Genomic DNA, 18,125 nt, shown 5'->3' with positions numbered 1-18,125 from the left:
GATGGTTCAATGCCTGTTGTGGCTAGTTGGTTTACACGCACAGCAACAGGGCTGGGATAAGCATTTTCAGGCCAATACCATTGGGCATCGAACGGTACTCTCAACGATTCGCTTGGGATTGGAGGTACTCAGGCGGCCTGATTATCAAATCACGGAGAAAGAATTGCTGGCGGCCTGGGTATTATTCGCCAATCAGTTGCTCAAATATGGCTATGCTATGGCTGATTTATGAGGGGATCCTTCAGCGCTAGGTCTGGACGTTCGATTGACAACCCCATAGGCACTATTACCACGATCAACAAGCATAGTCTTGTCATTGGCGATTTAATTCGGCCATTGAGTCTTAGAGAGCTAGCAGCAGCACAAACCTTTGATGAATGTTATCAGTGGCCGGCATCTGCTACGGCAACAAAAATGATGATTGGCAACGCTGTTCCGCCGGTCATGGCAAAAGAAGTTATAAGCGCTGTTTTAAAAGCTGCGTAATTAGCTGGGCAGATAAAGTAACAGATAGATTTTGAGTTTTCATTGAAAATCTACTGGAAATAGAGCGACTAAAGTGCTGTGGTATCATTCCACCAAATTTAAATGCTTGTAGTAAGGATCACCTATGAAAAGTATAAAAGTTATGATCTTAAACATCCTATTACTAGGAGTGGCGATAATCTTGTCAACAGTATTTGACCAACACCAAGCGGCACTATGGTTTGTATTTGCAAGTTTAATTATGGCAACACTCAACATCGGTAAACGAACATAGTTCAACGCGAAATAATTCAGATAAATCTTTTGAGGTGTTCATGTACAAGGCAGTATTTTTAGGTCTTTATATCGTGGCTTCAATCCTGTGCGGGTTTACCTTCCACGACTTAATAGGATGCGAAAATGCGTTGTTGGGCTCAATTGTTGGGTTTGCCTTAGGCAGTGTAGCTTTCTTCTTTGCGTTTAAGCCTGCTTCAGAATTGATATTTTCAAGTGGCCGGCAATAGAATTAGATGTTAGTTCAGTATTACTCTTCGAAGGAATATCTCGAAGTGAATTCTGACATGATAGCAATGTTGTTCGTAGGGTTTACTGCAACTGCCGCACAGGTACTCACTGCTTCTCGATAAAGTTTTGCGCCAACACGCCTAACGCCTTCGTAGTTAAACAATAGATCTGGAATACGGTCTGCAATTGATGAACCCCGCGGCACCATCAGTAAGCTAGGCAGTTTGCTGTAAGGGCAAATCAACATATAACGGTAACTTGGGTCGGCATGTGCATTGTCAGGGATAATTTCGAAAGCGCTTGCATTACCACCGTTTGTATATTCGTTGTAGAAATCTTCGAGCGCTTTTGGTTTGTTGGCCATCAAGACGTAAGGTCCATTGATTGTTTGAAGTAGGTATTCAAGCTCTATCCCAATGCCAAGGATTCGCTTTAGCTGAAATAAGGAGGCTGGTGGCAATGTTGCAGCGCTTCCGAGATACCAATTAAGTTCTTTTAGAGTAATGCTGCATAGCTTGGCAATATCAACCATCTTGCCTGGCCAATTTGCGAGAAGCATTTTTATCAGTTCTGCAGTGTTATCGCTGTGTTCATATTCGTCATCATCGCTCAGTTCGATATAGTCAGCGTTCGTGCCGCTCATTAACCACATGAAGTTGTCAATTGAATCTCTCTTGAAATAGCGAGGCCCGGATTCTGGTAGCGACTTTTCCCACGACGACAACCAATCTCCAGTTTGCCAATCGAGTTCGGTGTCATTGAGTGGTGCGCTCAAGGGATGAATTGGTTGCTGTAGCCATTGCATAATTTTAAATGCCTCTTTACCGCTGTGATAGCTTGGCGCGATTAGGACATTTAGTAGATGATCATCTTTCGCATAACGAGATAAGGTATCAAAAGGTGTTTCTTGCGGTTGGGGCGGAGCCGAACTCGCTGTCATGGAGATATATTGCGCACTTTCTTGCGCAGACCTTAGTGAGCCTGGGTGTGATCTATCATTAGGCGCAGTAACTTGCAGTTCTACGCCAAGTGGTTGCAGTGCTTCGGCAAGTAACGGGCAAGCTTCATGTAGATACTTGTTTACGCGCACAATATCAGGCAAGCCCCTTAACCCTTTGGCGTGCTCCCAAGCATTGGCCAAAAATCCTTTAATTGCAATTGGCGCGTCAATTGGTGCAAATGTCATCCAGCGAATGGGTAGGCCTGCGACTGTGAGACCGTAAAGTAAAATAGGGCTTAGTTGGTAACGCTTGGCGTCACTGACCGTCATTGGGTCAAGGAGTTTAACGATACCGTGCTTGGGATGAGCAAAAAGGTATTTCGCCGTTGCTACATAGAGATGATGAATACGCGGTTCTTTTTGCATCGAATAAAACTCCTGATTGAATTGGTTTCACTCTACGCGCGATCCGGAAATAGCTGATCATAGATAATGATTATCAACGTGCTTAAATGTTAATGTTTGAAAGTTGTCGCCAGAAATATACCCCAGATAACACTACTACAAAGAGTAACACTACCAATAAGCACAGTGCCATGATAGAGCTGAGCAAATTCAAAAGAGGGGTGTAACTGAGCGGCAGGGCTCCAATCACAAAACACAGACAGTACAGAGCAATATAGCTGTTATTCAAATCAAACTTGCTTGGAACGGCATTAGCCACGACTGAAGAAGTGAAATACATCCAGATTCCAAACCGCAACGGTTCATCAACGGCGAAATTATAAAGTGCAGACCAGTCAATGGTGGCTGGCGCCTGGAATAACCAATTAAGTATGCACACAACAGCACATCCGCCGAAAAGCGGGGCTATTCCGACGAATAAACGTAACACAGGGCTAATTAATGATGGTCGGTACTGGTACTGCACAAAGCCAAGTGTGCCGTCAGGCTGTGGTGAGAAAAAGGATATTTTGGTAATGGTAAACCGAAACAGAATTGCAGTAAGAGCATGACTGAGTTCATGGACAAATACACCCGGGGCCGCATAAAGACGAAACAACAAACCACGCCCAATGTGGGAAAATACCCTGTCGCGCAATAGCGATAATAACGTTAAAGTTACCCCTAAACTAATTACGGCTAACCAGCCTTCATTTGCCATAAGTTGTTACTTAAGCTTAGTCAATACTGTTAGAGATCTCCATCTCCCTAATGCTGTATGCATGGGCGATGTCGGCGCGCTCATCGGCGTTTTTGGCATCTGCCTCCAAGCGCTCAACCATCACCTCCAGTGTTTCCATTTGCTTGGCACGGCGTAAGCGCAATACATAGGTTTTCACTGTGTCACTAGCACTATTGAAGTTGAACATCTCACGTAACATTGTTTAGTCCCGAGCAAAAGATTTCCAAATGTAATTCTGGGGAAGACATTAACACCAAATGATAATTCCCAATATAACCGATGCCAAAATAATTCAATTTAGACCATCATGCAAACTAGGGGGAAGGAATAAGCAAGAGCACGGAGTACACCTGATAATTCCGTTAAACTCTGACGCGCTTATTCTGGCGTTTCCTTGGATATAACTTGTTTAACTCGCTTCACCGTCGAGGTGCTATTGAGTGTTAATCTGGCGATTTTCTCTTGAGTGAGATTGCCTGCCTCCAACAGATCAATCACATATTGATACTGCTTGCGCCATTCCTCGCCACCGACTTTGATGGTTCCCTTGGGGCGCCCAAAACTGCTGCCGCTTTGAATCGTCTGGCGAATCCCTTTACGCACAGCATCTAATCGCTTGGGTTCGTAACGCCAACGCCCTGTGGCAATAAAGCGCTCGTCCTTATCGAAGGGGGCTAAGTCATTGGCTACGCGTGTGAATGCGGCCTTAAGCTGCTTCAATGCTGACGCATCGAGGCTCAGATATTCTTGATGTTTTCCTATCTCTCTCTTTGATAGCCGGTATCGATACAATACATACTGCTCCAGATAACCGCCGTAAGGGATTAACCGCAATACTTTGGTGGAGATGTCCTGGTTAAAGTGGGCTTTCATCTCTGACATGACTTCAGCTAACCTTACGTTCACTTCACGACGTGTCCGGCCCACCTTATAAATGACTTCACCACTGTCTAGGGTTAACTCAAATAAATAGGTGGTAGCCATCATCAGCTGCTGTTGGCGCCAAGCCTCAATCTCAAAGTGTGCTCGATGTAGTTCGTTGTTAGCCACTAACTGCGATTTTCTATGTATCCGGGCTGTGAGTTGGCGGCGAAACCAGTTGCTGAATTTACTCAGCGATAGTTGGCCGGTGATGATTAACGCGGCATCGGTCAGTCGATATTTACCCGTGTAACTGTCGGTCTCAATAAGATTGTGCTTTAACAGATCACGAACATGCTTAGGTTCATACCAAAATACTTCCCCAGGATGGGCTTCGGCGTAATTCTGTAAGACATTAACAAGGAAATCAGGCGCGCAAAGGTGAAAGTGATCCCAGCCTGGTATTTGTGGCAGCTGTTGCAGTGACTCATGGCAGGTTTCGCCGTCATGTCGAAAGTGATGAATATTGACTAGCCCCTTTGCGGCGATCAACGGCACGGCACAAAAGGGGCAGGAGAGGTCGGTTTTACCACTATTTACCACATCGATAGCGATTAACTCTCCGTCTGTGGCTTTTCCGAGTGTTAAAAAGGCATTGGAAGTCATACTTAATTGACCCTGTTAAATGTCGAATAAATGTAGCTCAAATAAGTATGGGGAAGAACGTAAGTTATATCAACCGGTCAGGTCATCAGGTCATCAGGTCATCAGGGCGGCTAGGGTATTCTAATCTCAATTCAATGGCTAAAGTCGATTATTTGCAAAATCTGCCATAATCTTGTCGTCACTAAGATTATCTAAATTTCTCTTCCACTTTCTCAAATATGGCCATCGCCACTTTATTGAGCACTATTAATTATCTATCCAGATACTCAAGAGGTAGGGGTGTACACCTATCTTTGTTAGCCCACATCATTGCATGATGGTCTAAATAAGGTTACAGTAAGACAACAACAAAAATACTTTAAGGTGATAGCTTTGTGTATCATATCGGATAGCTATGAAGTGATCCAATCCTCATTGCGGGAGCTCAATCACCTGCTTGATTCGAATACCCCTATCCGTGCCAGCGTGACACCTGTACCGCCCGTCATAAAATCGGCTGAGAAAGTGCGCGAGCCGGTGACGGTGATTTCGGTACGCGAAACACTGGGTCTTGCAGCAGTAACGAAAGCCAAACTCGCTTACGGTGATTTACACATTCATCCTGATTACTCGCAGCGCTCAGCTCGTAGAACGCCTGGGGTGCTTTGGTACTCCACATCGCCGTTAGTCACTCACAAAGTTATGGATGTCATTGCCCGGATTAACTTGGCTAAAGCGGCCATCGAGAAGGAAATCACCACCAAGTACAGCGCCCGTGCAGACAGATTTGAGAAACTACGAGAGGTTTGCCCTGGTGTCATGGCGTTACATCTCTATCGCCAAATCCGATGCTTTGACGAACCCATGACCTCGGCGCGGCTCAGCTGGTTATGCAAGGATGTGGTGTCGAAGGTCGATAAAGACAAATTGCTACAGCAACTGAACGCGGATATTAAGCGCCTTGGCGATGAATGCCCAAGTCAGCTATTGCTGTTAAAGCAGAACATCTTGAACACCCCCGAAGCGATGATTCGGGCGCGTCGGGATATTCAGCCGCAGCCCGTGGCCAATCTCATGATTAACGGGAAGGTGAAAACGGTTACCGCTACGATGCCGCTTATTGTATTGCAAAGTGAGCCGTTAGAGATCAAGCCACTCACTACGTTTGACGCTTCAGTTAAGCGCGGTACTCGTGCCGATAAGCAAGCAGCTACGCCACTGGGCTCCTTTAATGGCTCCAGCTATGAAGCAAGGAATTAAAGACCGCAAACGGAGAGTAATTAGGTCAATTTTTGCGTAATTCCCATGACGTAATACAGTGCGTAAAGCAATGTAATTTGAAGGCTTATGAATGAACAGTTACGAAGAGCAGCTTAAATCCGTCTTTCACACATCGCAGATGCACTTGTATATGACTTGTGCTGAGTCAGACCGATTTGTGCCAATGCAACGCCGCAATGAGATCCTGATAAAAAGGTTAAAGCCTTTTGTGGATGACAAGTCATACCGTGAAATCAAGAGTCATATTAAGCGTGTTATCCAGCTTGGTCGCAAAGGGCAGGATATGGAGGCCTGCATCAATCAAATGCTATCAGTAATCAATAGCTCCAGCGTGAAATACGATAGGATGATGGCGTTGGCTGAATGGTTAGTTACTACGATTGAGGTTATCGAAACGCCGATTCAATTCCGAACCAGCGAGCAACCAGTAACAGTGGACCACAATGTCTGTGAGATCCGCTTTAATCGCTTAGAGATTGAAAATTGCTTTAATGAAGACGGCCAACAAATTGCTCCGATGATAATTAACTATCGCTACACTTCAGAGGACAATTTAATTGCACTTAAGAAGGTGTTTAACTCAGATTATCAATTGATTGAATGTATGGTGTTAACAAACAACACTGCCAACTTATTTATCATCGATAGCGCTCATTGGTTGGATGCTCAATAGTGCTCAAATAGCTGAAAGGAACTCTCGGTATGATTCAATTACCCTCTCTCACCTTACATGATGTTGTACGCAACTTATCCGGCTTAGGCTTCTTTTGGGCGTTGTGGATGATATTCCCTTATCGACATAATCACGCAATACCTCTACTTCGGTCTGGTGCCGCTATCGCTTTGATGGCGGCTGGGTTGTATAGGCTAAGTGATACAGGGCTTGTTGAGTTTAACACCCCTGCATTTCTGGCGCTGGCCACATTACTGGTCACTACTAAAATGGATAATACCAATACATTTCCGGCGATGGTTATTCAGAACGTGTTTCTTGGTAGCACGTTAATTTCGTTATTTATTTATGGCATTGGAACCGTAGTTATCACCTGCACTTCGGCTGCGATTTTCTTGTATATCCTCAACAAAGCAATGCCGGAAGACATTCACAATTAATATAGCGAGTGATATTGTCCATCCGTGTACTGCATTGGACGTAACTCTATGAATCCTTTTATCCTGCCAAACAGAGCCCTTAACGCGAGCGAGCTGTTTAATCAACGAGTCCTGAACGACCCCTCTACGTCGAAATGGGTTAGGGAACAGTGGGGGAACCTGTCGAAGCGTGATGTTGTTGATGCGCTGAATGACTTGGAAATTCTACAGTTGATGCTGACCAAAAAATTGCATGGACTAAGCCAATGATTATCGCGAATAAAATTGGCTGACTCATACCCGCAGAGCTCAACGTTGAGACTCCGAAATACTGGGATGTTAAGCCTTATGATGAACCAAACACCCGTAGAATATGGAAAACCTATAGAAATGTCAGGTATTTACAGACGTAAAAGCCGCGGAAGCATTGGTGCTTTCCTTCCTGAACCACTTTAATCGCTGGCAATACCTGCAAGGAAATGAAAATTGAAGATAAATCTCAGAGAGCTTAATGCTCTTCAACCCGCCCCTCTCAGCGATGCGGTTTTAGTAAACCTAACTGAATTAGCATTGGCAAGAGGCTGGGTTATCGATAAGGGCCACATTACCTATGAAACGGTGCCATACGACCTTATTGTTGGACACGAACAAGGGATGATTCCTTCGGTTTCCTGGGGAAACCTGTTAAATGGCCACCATACTTTCCCCATAACTACTTTGATGAATTTCTTTAGCGTTTAAAGTTGGGCTCAATGCAAGTAGTGAGATAATAATCGCTTTCTTCACAGTTCACTTCCCTGTTTTAAATTGTTTAACTTACTGATATTAAGTCAATAATTGTCAGGTTCATATAGAAATGCAGGTAGAATCAGACTACCGTCTTTCTGCCAACATCTTGGCCATCGCACTTTCCTTTGCCTTAATGTCTTTGCCGTACCGCAATACCATCATTGGGCTTTTCCAACGGCCGTTCTCTTGGATTTGGGCTATCGAATAGCCTGCGGCAAGTAAGTCCTGTGCGGCGCCAATCCTGGCACTATGCCCAGACCAAGCAGAATGAAGGTCGATTGCTAAGCTCTCGAATGCCCACAGAAATACTCGGTCCACTGTACGGGTGTTCATCGGCTTGGCTTGAACCGAGACTTTATTGCTCCGGCCAATCGGCTGAAACAAGTAGTCTTCCTTAGTCAGCCCAGCACCTTGGATGTACCGCTGAATCAATTTGAAGCCTAGCGGCGTAATGTTCACAACCTCTTCTTCACCCGAGTCATTGGTTTTGGTGTAAGGCACTGACAACACATAATCGCCTTCAAAGGTGGACTTGAGATGGCCCACTTTGATCCGAAGCAGCTCGGATTCACGAAGCAACGATTCATAGGCGATGTTCAGCAACGCCAAATTGCGCTTGTCTAATAACCTCTCACTTTCGCCATACGATTCTATGAGCATCTGCAGGTGATGAAGTCTAAAAGGCGTTGCCTGCTCTTGCGCTAAGCCGCCTGACTCGAGCTTTACTATTCTGATTTCATTCTGCTTGTCTTGCACGGTCTTACTGCTCACAGGGGACAGCAAACCACACTCCACATGGAAACTGTTAATCGCCCAAGCATATTGAGATAAGGTAGTGTATGACGACGCCTGGTGGTACTCAATAAATGTGGCCACTACCTCGGGGGTCGCAGGCAACGGGGTAAGGTTATTTGTAAGACACCAACTTTCAAACTTAGCCCACCGGCTCATTAGTGCTCGCCATGTATTAGCCCTGCGGGTACGGTGGCCATTCTCAAGAAAGTGCTTGAGTTTTGCCTGAGTAATCTCCCGAATGCGGAGCTTGTCTGCATCGGTTAAGTGAGCCAGAGGCTTTGACAATAGCGCCTGTAGCTCGTCAGTAGAGCGCTGATAGCTGTCTTTTAACGAATCGTTAAGCGTTGACGGAGGTTCGCCGTAGGACAGTGCAACGCTGTGATTATTCGTGGTTAATAAGCTCACCTAATGCCTCCCTGTCTGCTGAAAAAGCGGGGTGTTCGTCCTTGTAAAAACTCAGTAATTCATCAATCGCAGCATCCACGGATTTGGCGCCAATCGTATCCTTGAAAAGAACTAGCTTGTCGTATTGGGTCTTGCTGATCACAGGTCGAGTCGTCTTTTGAACCCGCTCGATTTGAGAGATGCGCCGACGTACCAGCTTCCAACCTGAATCCGAGAAAATGGAATTAAGACAGACATTCAATGAATGCAGCGCGGTTTCCTGTGGTAACGGCTTGGATTTGGTGGGTTCGGTTTCTCGCATTAACTGACGGAATGTCACAGTGAGGGTCGGAGTGCCATTTAAGAACTGCGAAGTAAACCACTCGGTTTTCTCTATCTGGTTGTAAGTGTTACCGATCATGCGCGAGAGTAAATCACGTACTTGTGGGCTTGCAGCTTCACTTGCCGCTAACAGTCTTAATGTGCGTCCCTTGGGTCGCGAACTGACGTCAGAGGGGAGGGCGTGATACGTCCAAGCTGGGCCTAATGAGTCAGATTTGAGTGGGGAGGTAGTGTCATTCATTTTAGTATGGCGTCTCTACACTAATAATTATGTTTTTAGTATAGAGACACGCACTAACTAAATCAAACAAGTTTAGTTAGATTTCTGAGCTGCCTACCCATTGAGGTAATACACCGTAAAGTAGATACGCATTCCATGCTTGACCACCTGCCAATGCATCACAGTCCAGCGCTTCAAGGCTGTCATGAGTCCATCCTCCTTGCGGCGCAGGTACTATAGTTATTTGTGTGCCATCTAAGTCCTGAATTTGGAGATCACATTCAACAAGTGCCCCTGTCAAAAAATCTGGTTCATTCGGGCTTGATGGGCGGGTGATGATGCCAGAGACGATTTTTGATAGCTGTAGGCTCACCACCTTCCAGACCAGTGGATTGCTTTGCAAGGCACTAACAATCTTATCCAGCATAGGGATGGCCCCTTGAAGAAGAGCTAATTCAACCGAGTCAATTGGTTCGAAGTCGCCGGACTTGATTGCCTCGATGTCCTCGACATAAAAATTGGCACCATCCTCAATACCGTTACCTTGACCAAGGTTAATGCCGTAGGTGAACACGATGGGGGCATGGTCGCTATCGGTCAGCACCTCGGCATTGACCATGACTGCGAGTTCCAGTTTAACCAGCGGGTTAGGCGTATCGACGTAAAAGCTGTATTCCTGATAGTAGCTATCCGCGTCGCCGTTGTCCTCTAGGAACGGCAGGGGAGCTAACAAACTGGTCGCTTGGTCAAGGTAAATACTTGGGCTAATTTGCATCTTATTTCTCTCAGTTATTAATGTAAGATCATCATTGCATAGGTTCAATTTCTGGCAAATTTTGAGTAAATTCTACAGGATTTTAATATTACAAACTTGCTTCAATCATGCCGTAACGGGCATTGCTTCACCGCTAAGGCCAAACCGTTTAATCCCCGCGCTAATGCTATACCTGCTCCATTGCTTGCCGTTTGTATCCCAGAAAGCGACGCAGCCGGAGGGTGAGCACTCTATAAACGCAATCTCGCATGGCTCGGCAAATGTGGCATCCTGACACGCACCAGCAAGTCAAGGGCGCACCCAACCCCCAACGCTAACGACATGATGCAGTTCTTGCATTGGGGGAGAATCGGTAAACGTCCTCACAACCGTTTGGAGCAATCTTGAGCGCTGCCTAGCTAAATCAATTTCATTTACGAGAAGCCTCTTTAACTGGCCACGCTGACTTAATATCCCGCCTGTAGCTGGGACGATTTGGCTAAATCTGCCAGTTGCTTGATCAGCTAACTCAGAAAAGGCCTTTTGATACCGTTTTGGTAGCATGAGGTATAGAGGGCATCGTAGTTCATGGATTGGATATGGCGCTGGGCTTTGCTAACCAGAACTTTGTTAGCGCCTAACGTCGATACCCGTTCATCAGTCATTACCTGTTCGTAGGGCTCAATCAGCTCCGATGCGTGGATTAACCCATGCTTGGCGCTAAGGAAAAATAGGTTAAAAACCTGCGATAACTCTACTTGTGACCATTGCTTCACGATACTCAGATACCCCGTGCCTTGGTAAAAATCAAAGGCGAGGGCGTGGTGGGGCAGCTTCTTCTCACTACAGAGCAAAATTAGCGTCGGCTTCAACGAAACCAGCTCTTGCTGTAACGCATAGAATTGGCCTGCAACCGCTTGAGTAGTCCACAATAATTCTATTAAAAATCACTCCCCAAATGATTCATACCAAAGTCATGATCAAAGTCGTGACCGCTATCGATGCCTGAATGAGTCAAGTCAGCTCCTAAAGGATTACCTGCCACATCCAAAGCGCCGTTCAGCGTAAGCAACCCTGTAGCTGGATTGATAAGATAATCATGGTAAGCGCCCGTTCTACGATTAAAACCAGCCTAATCATCACATCCATATTGGTATTGATTAGCCACACATGGGATCGTACTTGGGATGATATTAAGCGGTGCTGCACGAGGAATTGCCGCAGGTAATGGGTTACCTTTGTTGAGCAAAACAATTAGGCCCGCGACGAACCCAAACACACCTATAACCAAATATGCAGCAAACATAGTCACCTCTAACAACTGAATTTCTTATCTGAGTAAAGGATCTCACAAATGCAAAACGGCGCAAAAATTGTACTTTGCGCCGTCTGAATAGGAGGGATTAAGCCGCCATCAAAAGGTTTTGATAGTTATGCGTTAACGATAACGAATGGCCAAACATTTCAGTAACTTCCACGACCTGAGATGCTGGAACCTCCATTTCATCCGCCGCTTCGTCTGCGCTACGAACCCAGCTAAACAACTTACCAGCCACTACATTTAACTTTAGCGCCAACTTAGGGTTCATCTTAATATGTAGGTTACCGTTAAGGTACGCACGAACTGAGAACAGTACCTCGCTAGAGCCGTTAGATTGTATGTATCTAAAATCGTGGGCTTTGTTGCTGGCCCATTTGAACTCATAAGCCTTTGGTGTGCCGCGTGTATCGAAACCAAGATTACCAGCGATGGTGACCAAATCAGTGATAAATTCGATTGCACGACAAGACAGACCGCATTGGTTGTAATAGCTGTTATAGTCGTAACCATTAACGATGCCGCCTACATTTTCCATTACACAGCGGTAGTCCAATTTGAAATGGGAGATGTGACCATTCTTGACCAGCTCACGATATCGCCAGCCGTCGTATTTGAAGGTGCGTTGGTTCGAAACATAATTCACCACGTTTGCCGCTTGGCACATAGATAGGTAGAAATCCTTGAACTGATCATCTTGAAGAGCATCAGCATGTTTTATTGCCCATTGAGCTATCGCATAGGCGTTTTCGGCAGTGAAATCGACGCTTACATGACGCTCCAATAGCTCTAGTAACGCTTTGCGATTAGATGATGTCAGGCGAGAAGTCAGCGCATCAAATTTAGAGAATAATTCCTTCCAAAACAGACTCTTGAGGCTCTTGATTTTGAGCTTGAGACTTTCCAGAACCGAAGATTTAGATACTTCCAGTTCTCTCAGTAAATCAGGGTCAATTTCAGCGAGTGCGGAATAAGTACCCATTAGCTTGGCCATCTGGTGATCGTAAAGCGATTGCATAGCCTTAACCATGTCACCACCTGGCACCAATTCATTGAGCTTTTGTTGAGTAGAATCGGATGGCCCTCTGAATTTTGCAGAATAATCACTTTCAGCCAAATCTAGGTCAAAGTTAGCGTCAAAGAACGCTTTGAAGGGGTCTACCTTGCATTGACGATGGTTTTTATACCCTAAATTCACCCGAATAATGTCAACCGGCACTGAATGACGGGTTTCGCGATCACAATCATTTTGGAAATCGAATGTGCCAATGACCTCAGCTTCGGCTTCACGTACTTTAATCGCGTTTTCAATATCTCGACTGCCAGACCAACGCTGTGGCAATACCAGATAGCACACCTCGGCATTAGCCTCAGTGATGACGCGGGTTGCCCATTGCTCAAAGGCAGAATAAGGAGGGTTACAGAAAATGACGCCAACTGGCTTATCAACAAGGGTTTGTTGATTAAAGTCAGTGCCAATAACCAGCACTTTTTTATCGAGCTGGCTGCAATGGACTAGGCTCTTTTCAATGGCGTACAGGTTGTAAAATGGTGGGCTCATTTCGCCGCGACGATCTTCAAGTGGCATGTTAAGGGCGCTTAAAACTCGGCCATCTCCGGCGCCAATATCAAGCAAGGATGACTCTCTGTTGTAAGACTCTAAGAACTTAGACTCAACCAAGTCGCGTCGAACTACATCAATGATATGCTCAGACGAAGGATACCACTCAAAATCCTGCTCTTCCGCCTTCAAGTGCCTTACACGTTGTGCGGTTGAAAAGTTTAACTCACCTTGTTCGGCTAACATGACGGAATGAGACATTTGGAACACCCTCTTAAGTTTCGATGTTCAAACTATCTCACGCTTTAAAAATCACGCAAATTTTGACATTAATATAGTGTCACCATACTAAATATTTATGGTTTAGTGTGTCCCACGCACTAATCAATCATGAAAAATCACGGTTAACGCCTGACAAACATACAAGGTCCGAGTCAAATGGGGTTATACTCGGCAAAGCGAGCGCAAAATCATCCATCCCACCCAGTTTAATATAGTGACACCACACTAATGCATCATGGCACCAACGCCACGCAAACCCTTCAGTATTGTTTAGTATAATGACATCACACTAATATGGTTTTCGGCTGGTGGGTACTCGTGTCCGATAACTGTAATTATCGGACGCGAGTAAAAACAGACGGGCAGGGGCAAGCATTGACTCCGCGGGTGTACTGGAATCGATTGCTGAGCTTCAGATCCCACATCATGAAACAGAGAGCGCTTATTGTCTTTTAGCTGTATTGAAAAGACGAATCTAATAAAAAAGTAATAAATCAGTGACGGAACAGAAAAATGCTTAATTATAAGGAACATCGTCAAGAACTATTGACCGTAACTATTTATTTTGGCATCTTAGCACTGGGATTCAGCAACCATTTCCATGCCACGCGGACAAAAGCTGTAGTGTTAAATAACGTCTAATCATGCATACATGCATTGACTGACGTGAGTGGCGCGTCAGTTAAATCCAATTATTATGGAGTATGTATTCATGCATCAAAATATATTAAAAGTACGCAGAAAATTTCTTTCTCAAGCAATTAATTATACTGTCGGAGAAAAAATTGTTAGCGGCAGAGTTGCTGCTGATATTTACGCACAAATTCTTGGGTTTGATAATAATAACACCCTAAATTATTTGCTTGGTCAGAACGATTTTAGAGCTAGAATGCTGGTTGAAAATGATTGGAATTATAACAATCAAAGAGCATTCAAAGTTATATCACAGCATATTCCAAATTTAACTTCTAGCATGTTATACGCCATAGAACAAATGTCGAAGCCTTGGTATACAAATGATTTAGAATGGCGCCCTACGCTTATTTCACTATTGAAAGGCGTAGAACATGTTGAGTATTTACGCTTTCGAAATAAATATGACTTATGTGACGGTTTATCATATCTTTTCATTTATCTAGCAAGCGACCAAGCCTATAATAACAAAGCAAAAAATAGAATTTACATGATTTGCTGCCTACTTAGTGATCTTATTGAGTCTGGGAGAATATCAGCGATAAGATGGTCTGATATTGCTGCTCTATATAATGAAGAACATTTCGATTTAATGGTTGAGTGGGTATTACACTCACGCGAAAAACGTATTCGAGATATAGAGTTGTTAGAGCGATTTGAAAATTATGCGTTCAAAGATTTTTCGAATTTCAGCACAAATAGTATCGGAGTAGAACCGTTCCAAAATCTTTTCCGTGAATTAGGTGTTGATATTGATAATTTATGCTTACCACATTATTTAGAGATAGATTGGGTTTGAGTCGAAATTCGTATCACCTTGGCAAAGTATGACAGCAATGTATATTAATGGAGATGGGGATGATTTTGATGACCGATTTAAATTTCTAGTCCCAAATAAGGAGGATCTTGACTTTTCTGGACAACATTCATAGAGAATTGTAAACGTTTAGGGTTTGCATTTGTTTGAAGCGTCAATAGTGCAATTTAACCAACTGCAAAATTGGTTGAAAATTATCATACGAAGCTGAGTACGAGAAAAATTATGAAAAAATTTATAGAAGATACACTTTTGATGTTGCTAGGTGCTCTTATCACGATGCTGATCATAGGGCTAGGTGAGCTACCTACATTAAGTTTTGAAACACTCATTCAGCTTTCGTTAGCAGTGGGTCTGGGATTCTTTATCCGCTTTGTGGTTAACAAAACACGTAAGCCAAAGCTTGTTCTGAATAAATTGGATAGTATTTCTGAGTGGGGGGAGTTGTCGAAATATGAGGATTACCAAAACCAGCATCCACCGTTTGATCTGAATAAATTGGATATTTATTTTGAGCCGAGTGAGATGGTGAAATATGCTGTTAAGTTTGAAGATACAACAATTAACCCCGATAGAGGCAATAATGGAAAAACCTCATTAGGGTTGCCGATTGAGTTACTACCGCCAGAATTGGAAATATATGAAAAGCAATTTTTCGATAAATCATGCAAACATCTATCGGGAGTTCTTGTTGATTTTAATACTGCCCTTAAGTTGCGTTACATTGCTGGAATGAATGGAACTAACGCAATGATCCGTGACTGCAAAGAAAGTTATTGGCAGGATAAGATAACGTTAAGCGGTACGCTAGCCTATACGCCTTCAAGTGATTGTTAGGGAAAAAATATGTATCAAAGTAAATTGGTTACTTGCGTCATTCGTTGTTCATAGATTGGTTTGCAACAAAGCAAATGGAAGCTAAGCAACGTGTATATGTCCCATACGAGACATTCATAATTTCGTTAGGCGCTTACAAACAAGTGCATATTAAACTGGATATTAGTACGAGTATCTGAATTGCAATTGACACACCGACAGAGGAATTGGCAGGTGATTTTGTTCACTATTTTAATGCCTGATATGAATAATTGACGTTAAGGGGCAAGCAGCCCCTTAAACAAAGAGTTTATCTAATATCCCTGTTATTGATTGCTGTATTTAAACGGTTAGTTGGTTAGCTTTAATCAGAAGTCTCAGTAATAGCCTTAATAATATTAATCGCCCCGACAATTATCATTATCATCGTTATTATGAGACCGAAAGGCGCCAATTCATGCGTTATCAAAAGGAAAGCTATCGGCAAAACCATCCCTAGCAGTATTAAGGCTAAACCGTTTTTAACCTTGGGGTGATTTTCTTTACCTTTAATGGAGTTTTTGAAAGTGTAAATCATACCCAATATCGCTAATGGGTACGCCATTGCCGACCAATTTAGATCCGCCATTGCATAAACTGCTAGAACAATCATCAAAATAGACAGAGTGCCTAACGTCTTTTCTACCATTTCACCCCCTAAGCTGTTGTTAATCCAGCATAGCAAGTCCCTGAATTAATTGAATAGGGCTTTGAGGATATTTTTAATTTTATCGGGTATTGGGCGACTGGTGCAGTCCAATAGCGCGTCTAAATCCAACGCCTGAGTAAAGCGTTTATTCGACCACGAATCGCCATACATTGATTCGGCCCAAGTGAGAGCCTGAGCCAGCGAGTGAAATTGGCGCCTTCCGGTGTAGCCTAAGCGGTGATCTACAGTCACGCCTACAAAGTGGATGCGGTAACTTGGAGGGATGCGGTTCGCTAGCCGGATAAAGGGCGTTTGCCATACTTGCGGCTTTTCCGCCAAACGTGGATTGAGAGGGTCTTTAAAATCGAATCTGGGCATGGCAAGGCTCCTGTTTAATTAAATACAGGATCTCACCAAGTCCAAATCACGCAAATTTTGCCTTACGCTGCCTTCTGCTTCAATGCCGCCAAGCGTGCCCCCAGAGTCATCTTGTTAGCTGCCTGCGGCATTGCTAGGCGCAGTACTCGTTGTAACGATTGGTTAAGTGACTCAATAAAGCTCAAGTTCTCTTCCATTGTTTCTAACGCTTTTCCCAGCAACAATTTGAAGTTGTCAGGGTTTGGCTTCCACCACTCCAAAATGGATTGGTCGTACACGTCGGCTGGCACCAGGGAGCCGACGGCGACCTTGTACTCTTCCCGCGTTAAGCCTTTACATAATTGCTGTTTGAGCGTTGATATAGCGTCGCTCCAATCATGGGTTGCTCGGTTAATTTCAGCGACAATCAAATTCAACGACTTGGCCATGAGTCTGCTGACATTGAGGTAGTCGCTCGGATGCTCTTTGAGTTGAACTAGCTGAGCAGGCGATAGCAGCTGTTTCAGTAAATCATCAATCTGGGTCACGCCGCCGAACATCAGTGCCAGCCACAATTTAGACACTCCAGCTTTCTGGGTTACCCCTACGTCTGAGGTATCAAATCTTATATGGAGTAAATGGCTATTAAGACCATCTATCATTTCCCTTACTGCCCAACCTGCTTCCTGAATAACGCGCTCGATATTAAGTCCTAGGCGCTCTACTGTGTCATCGTTGGTTAGGGCGGTTTTAACCCCGTGGCGCTGGGCATTTCGCTCCGCTCTAATGATATTAAGGATTTCTGTCTTATCCCTGCGATGCTGGGTCATATCGATGGCGCGGGGATGGTTCGCAACATCGATGTAAGGCATAGACTGAAAGCTGAACATTCCGAGCTGCTGAAATATCTGTGTGCGCTTTAAAATGGCTTGCAGCTGGCCCCAATAGCTCGTTTTAATGGTGATCACGCCTTCAGCTAACAAGGTTTCAGCCACATGGGTGCCACAGTAGCGCCGCACATCAATTGCTTTGTAGCCGTAGCTGTGGCGGTTCCGCCAAAAATAGGCCATAAAGTCCCTGTGAAGCTGCAAGGCGCGTCTTGGGCCATCAATGGCATACCATTTCTCAAGCGACAATTCGGATAGCTGAATGTTTTCTACCGTGGCAGCTGGGTCAAATGACAGGTCTTCGTGGGTCGCGATAGCCTGCTGAGTAAAGCCAGAGAAGTTAGGCACTAACAAAGAAGAAGTCTGTTGGTGTGCCTCATGTAATCTGCAGTCCAATTTTGGTTTGTAAAACACCATCCTAGAATTG

The 18,125-nt window shown here is 44.4% G+C and carries 19 protein-coding genes and 1 pseudogene; 8 read left to right on the top strand and 12 right to left on the bottom strand.

Annotation, left to right across the window (positions count from 1 at the left end):
• A pseudogene (locus L5M17_RS22350) lies at window positions 1-232 on the top strand (IS4 family transposase); the annotation flags it as partial.
• Entirely contained in the window at window positions 229-486 is a 258-nt protein-coding gene (locus tag L5M17_RS23155; protein ID WP_411568949.1) for a DNA cytosine methyltransferase, read from the top strand. The pseudogene L5M17_RS22350 and the gene L5M17_RS23155, both read left to right, overlap by 4 nt.
• Window positions 487-1,009: 523 nt before the next feature.
• On the opposite strand, the gene L5M17_RS22345 is transcribed toward L5M17_RS23155, so the two are convergent.
• The 4 genes from L5M17_RS22345 to L5M17_RS22330 all read right to left on the bottom strand — a co-directional run bounded on the left by L5M17_RS22345 (window position 1,010) and on the right by L5M17_RS22330 (window position 4,643).
• The gene (locus tag L5M17_RS22345) at window positions 1,010-2,356 is read right to left on the bottom strand and encodes a hypothetical protein (protein ID WP_263149235.1); all 1,347 of its coding nucleotides are present in this window, start codon (window positions 2,354-2,356) and stop codon (window positions 1,010-1,012) included.
• An 82-nt stretch (window positions 2,357-2,438) separates the two neighbouring features.
• Window positions 2,439-3,095: a hypothetical protein gene (locus L5M17_RS22340; RefSeq protein ID WP_263149234.1), complete on the bottom strand. Its 657-nt coding sequence runs from the start codon at window positions 3,093-3,095 to the stop codon at window positions 2,439-2,441.
• Between the two features lie 16 nt (window positions 3,096-3,111).
• On the bottom strand, window positions 3,112-3,315 hold the full coding sequence (locus L5M17_RS22335; RefSeq protein ID WP_037426029.1) for a hypothetical protein: 204 nt from the start codon (window positions 3,313-3,315) through the stop codon (window positions 3,112-3,114).
• Between the two features lie 179 nt (window positions 3,316-3,494).
• A complete protein-coding gene (locus L5M17_RS22330; protein WP_263149232.1) occupies window positions 3,495-4,643 on the bottom strand; it encodes a GIY-YIG nuclease family protein in 1,149 nt (382 codons plus the stop codon).
• 363 nt (window positions 4,644-5,006) lie between these two features.
• Here L5M17_RS22330 and L5M17_RS22325 point away from each other — a divergent pair, with 363 nt between their 5' ends.
• The 4 genes from L5M17_RS22325 to L5M17_RS22310 all read left to right on the top strand — a co-directional run bounded on the left by L5M17_RS22325 (window position 5,007) and on the right by L5M17_RS22310 (window position 7,736).
• Window positions 5,007-5,882 (top strand): DNA replication terminus site-binding protein, encoded by an 876-nt coding sequence (locus L5M17_RS22325; protein WP_263149230.1) that lies wholly within the window; start codon window positions 5,007-5,009, stop codon window positions 5,880-5,882.
• Window positions 5,883-5,973: 91 nt separating this feature from the next.
• Window positions 5,974-6,576, top strand: coding sequence for a DUF2913 family protein (locus L5M17_RS22320; RefSeq protein WP_263149229.1), 603 nt, complete (start codon window positions 5,974-5,976; stop codon window positions 6,574-6,576).
• Window positions 6,577-6,605: 29 nt separating this feature from the next.
• Window positions 6,606-7,016, top strand: coding sequence for a hypothetical protein (locus tag L5M17_RS22315; protein WP_263149226.1), 411 nt, complete (start codon window positions 6,606-6,608; stop codon window positions 7,014-7,016).
• A 465-nt stretch (window positions 7,017-7,481) separates the two neighbouring features.
• Window positions 7,482-7,736, top strand: coding sequence for a hypothetical protein (locus L5M17_RS22310; RefSeq protein WP_259560950.1), 255 nt, complete (start codon window positions 7,482-7,484; stop codon window positions 7,734-7,736).
• Window positions 7,737-7,868: 132 nt separating this feature from the next.
• Here the strand turns inward: L5M17_RS22310 and L5M17_RS22305 are convergent, their stop codons facing one another.
• From L5M17_RS22305 to L5M17_RS22285, 5 genes are all read right to left on the bottom strand, one after another.
• Entirely contained in the window at window positions 7,869-8,984 is a 1,116-nt protein-coding gene (locus L5M17_RS22305; protein WP_041420505.1) for a tyrosine-type recombinase/integrase, read from the bottom strand.
• Window positions 8,962-9,546, bottom strand: a complete 585-nt coding sequence (locus L5M17_RS22300) for a hypothetical protein (protein ID WP_263149223.1) — start codon at window positions 9,544-9,546, stop codon at window positions 8,962-8,964. Before L5M17_RS22300 ends, L5M17_RS22305 begins: the two co-directional genes overlap by 23 nt.
• Before the next feature lie 76 nt (window positions 9,547-9,622).
• Complete coding sequence (locus L5M17_RS22295; protein WP_263149219.1) at window positions 9,623-10,300, bottom strand: hypothetical protein; 678 nt, start codon at window positions 10,298-10,300, stop codon at window positions 9,623-9,625.
• A gap of 503 nt (window positions 10,301-10,803) precedes the next feature.
• Window positions 10,804-11,211, bottom strand: coding sequence for a DUF6884 domain-containing protein (locus L5M17_RS22290; RefSeq protein ID WP_259560945.1), 408 nt, complete (start codon window positions 11,209-11,211; stop codon window positions 10,804-10,806).
• Window positions 11,212-11,682: 471 nt separating this feature from the next.
• Window positions 11,683-13,419 (bottom strand): DUF4942 domain-containing protein, encoded by a 1,737-nt coding sequence (locus tag L5M17_RS22285; protein WP_263149217.1) that lies wholly within the window; start codon window positions 13,417-13,419, stop codon window positions 11,683-11,685.
• A gap of 733 nt (window positions 13,420-14,152) precedes the next feature.
• Between L5M17_RS22285 and L5M17_RS22280 the strand changes: the two genes are divergently transcribed.
• Window positions 14,153-14,932 carry a hypothetical protein gene (locus tag L5M17_RS22280; protein WP_088213021.1) on the top strand — a complete coding sequence of 260 codons (780 nt, stop codon included), beginning with the start codon at window positions 14,153-14,155 and terminating at the stop codon, window positions 14,930-14,932.
• Window positions 14,933-15,175: 243 nt separating this feature from the next.
• Complete coding sequence (locus L5M17_RS22275; RefSeq protein ID WP_218737387.1) at window positions 15,176-15,787, top strand: hypothetical protein; 612 nt, start codon at window positions 15,176-15,178, stop codon at window positions 15,785-15,787.
• Between the two features lie 343 nt (window positions 15,788-16,130).
• Here L5M17_RS22275 and L5M17_RS22270 read toward each other — a convergent pair whose 3' ends face one another.
• The 3 genes from L5M17_RS22270 to L5M17_RS22260 form a co-directional block, all read right to left on the bottom strand.
• The gene (locus tag L5M17_RS22270; RefSeq protein WP_088213179.1) at window positions 16,131-16,454 is read right to left on the bottom strand and encodes a hypothetical protein; all 324 of its coding nucleotides are present in this window, start codon (window positions 16,452-16,454) and stop codon (window positions 16,131-16,133) included.
• Window positions 16,455-16,499: 45 nt separating this feature from the next.
• Window positions 16,500-16,832: a hypothetical protein gene (locus L5M17_RS22265; protein ID WP_088213178.1), complete on the bottom strand. Its 333-nt coding sequence runs from the start codon at window positions 16,830-16,832 to the stop codon at window positions 16,500-16,502.
• Window positions 16,833-16,894: 62 nt separating this feature from the next.
• Window positions 16,895-18,125, bottom strand: a 1,231-nt coding sequence (locus tag L5M17_RS22260) for a hypothetical protein (protein ID WP_263149213.1), incomplete at its 5' end; no start/stop codon positions are given.

Source organism: Shewanella sp. SW24 (genome assembly GCF_025653395.1).
In the GTDB taxonomy this organism is placed as follows: Bacteria; Pseudomonadota; Gammaproteobacteria; order Enterobacterales; family Shewanellaceae; genus Shewanella; species Shewanella oncorhynchi.
This window is presented reverse-complemented; position numbering and strand designations above follow the sequence as displayed.

What these genes read in the sequence shown, in the direction of transcription:
- L5M17_RS22280 (WP_088213021.1), top strand. Translation starts at nt 14,153, where the DNA reads ATGCATCAAAATATATTAAAAGTACGCAGAAAATTTCTTTCTCAAGCA.
- L5M17_RS22345 (WP_263149235.1), bottom strand. Translation starts at nt 2,356, where the DNA reads ATGCAAAAAGAACCGCGTATTCATCATCTCTATGTAGCAACGGCGAAA.
- L5M17_RS22320 (WP_263149229.1), top strand. Translation starts at nt 5,974, where the DNA reads ATGAACAGTTACGAAGAGCAGCTTAAATCCGTCTTTCACACATCGCAG.
- L5M17_RS22275 (WP_218737387.1), top strand. Translation starts at nt 15,176, where the DNA reads ATGAAAAAATTTATAGAAGATACACTTTTGATGTTGCTAGGTGCTCTT.
- L5M17_RS23155 (WP_411568949.1), top strand. Translation starts at nt 229, where the DNA reads ATGAGGGGATCCTTCAGCGCTAGGTCTGGACGTTCGATTGACAACCCC.
- L5M17_RS22265 (WP_088213178.1), bottom strand. Translation starts at nt 16,832, where the DNA reads ATGCCCAGATTCGATTTTAAAGACCCTCTCAATCCACGTTTGGCGGAA.
- L5M17_RS22340 (WP_263149234.1), bottom strand. Translation starts at nt 3,095, where the DNA reads ATGGCAAATGAAGGCTGGTTAGCCGTAATTAGTTTAGGGGTAACTTTA.
- L5M17_RS22335 (WP_037426029.1), bottom strand. Translation starts at nt 3,315, where the DNA reads ATGTTACGTGAGATGTTCAACTTCAATAGTGCTAGTGACACAGTGAAA.
- L5M17_RS22330 (WP_263149232.1), bottom strand. Translation starts at nt 4,643, where the DNA reads ATGACTTCCAATGCCTTTTTAACACTCGGAAAAGCCACAGACGGAGAG.
- L5M17_RS22295 (WP_263149219.1), bottom strand. Translation starts at nt 10,300, where the DNA reads ATGCAAATTAGCCCAAGTATTTACCTTGACCAAGCGACCAGTTTGTTA.
- L5M17_RS22300 (WP_263149223.1), bottom strand. Translation starts at nt 9,546, where the DNA reads ATGAATGACACTACCTCCCCACTCAAATCTGACTCATTAGGCCCAGCT.
- L5M17_RS22285 (WP_263149217.1), bottom strand. Translation starts at nt 13,419, where the DNA reads ATGTCTCATTCCGTCATGTTAGCCGAACAAGGTGAGTTAAACTTTTCA.
- L5M17_RS22315 (WP_263149226.1), top strand. Translation starts at nt 6,606, where the DNA reads ATGATTCAATTACCCTCTCTCACCTTACATGATGTTGTACGCAACTTA.
- L5M17_RS22270 (WP_088213179.1), bottom strand. Translation starts at nt 16,454, where the DNA reads ATGGTAGAAAAGACGTTAGGCACTCTGTCTATTTTGATGATTGTTCTA.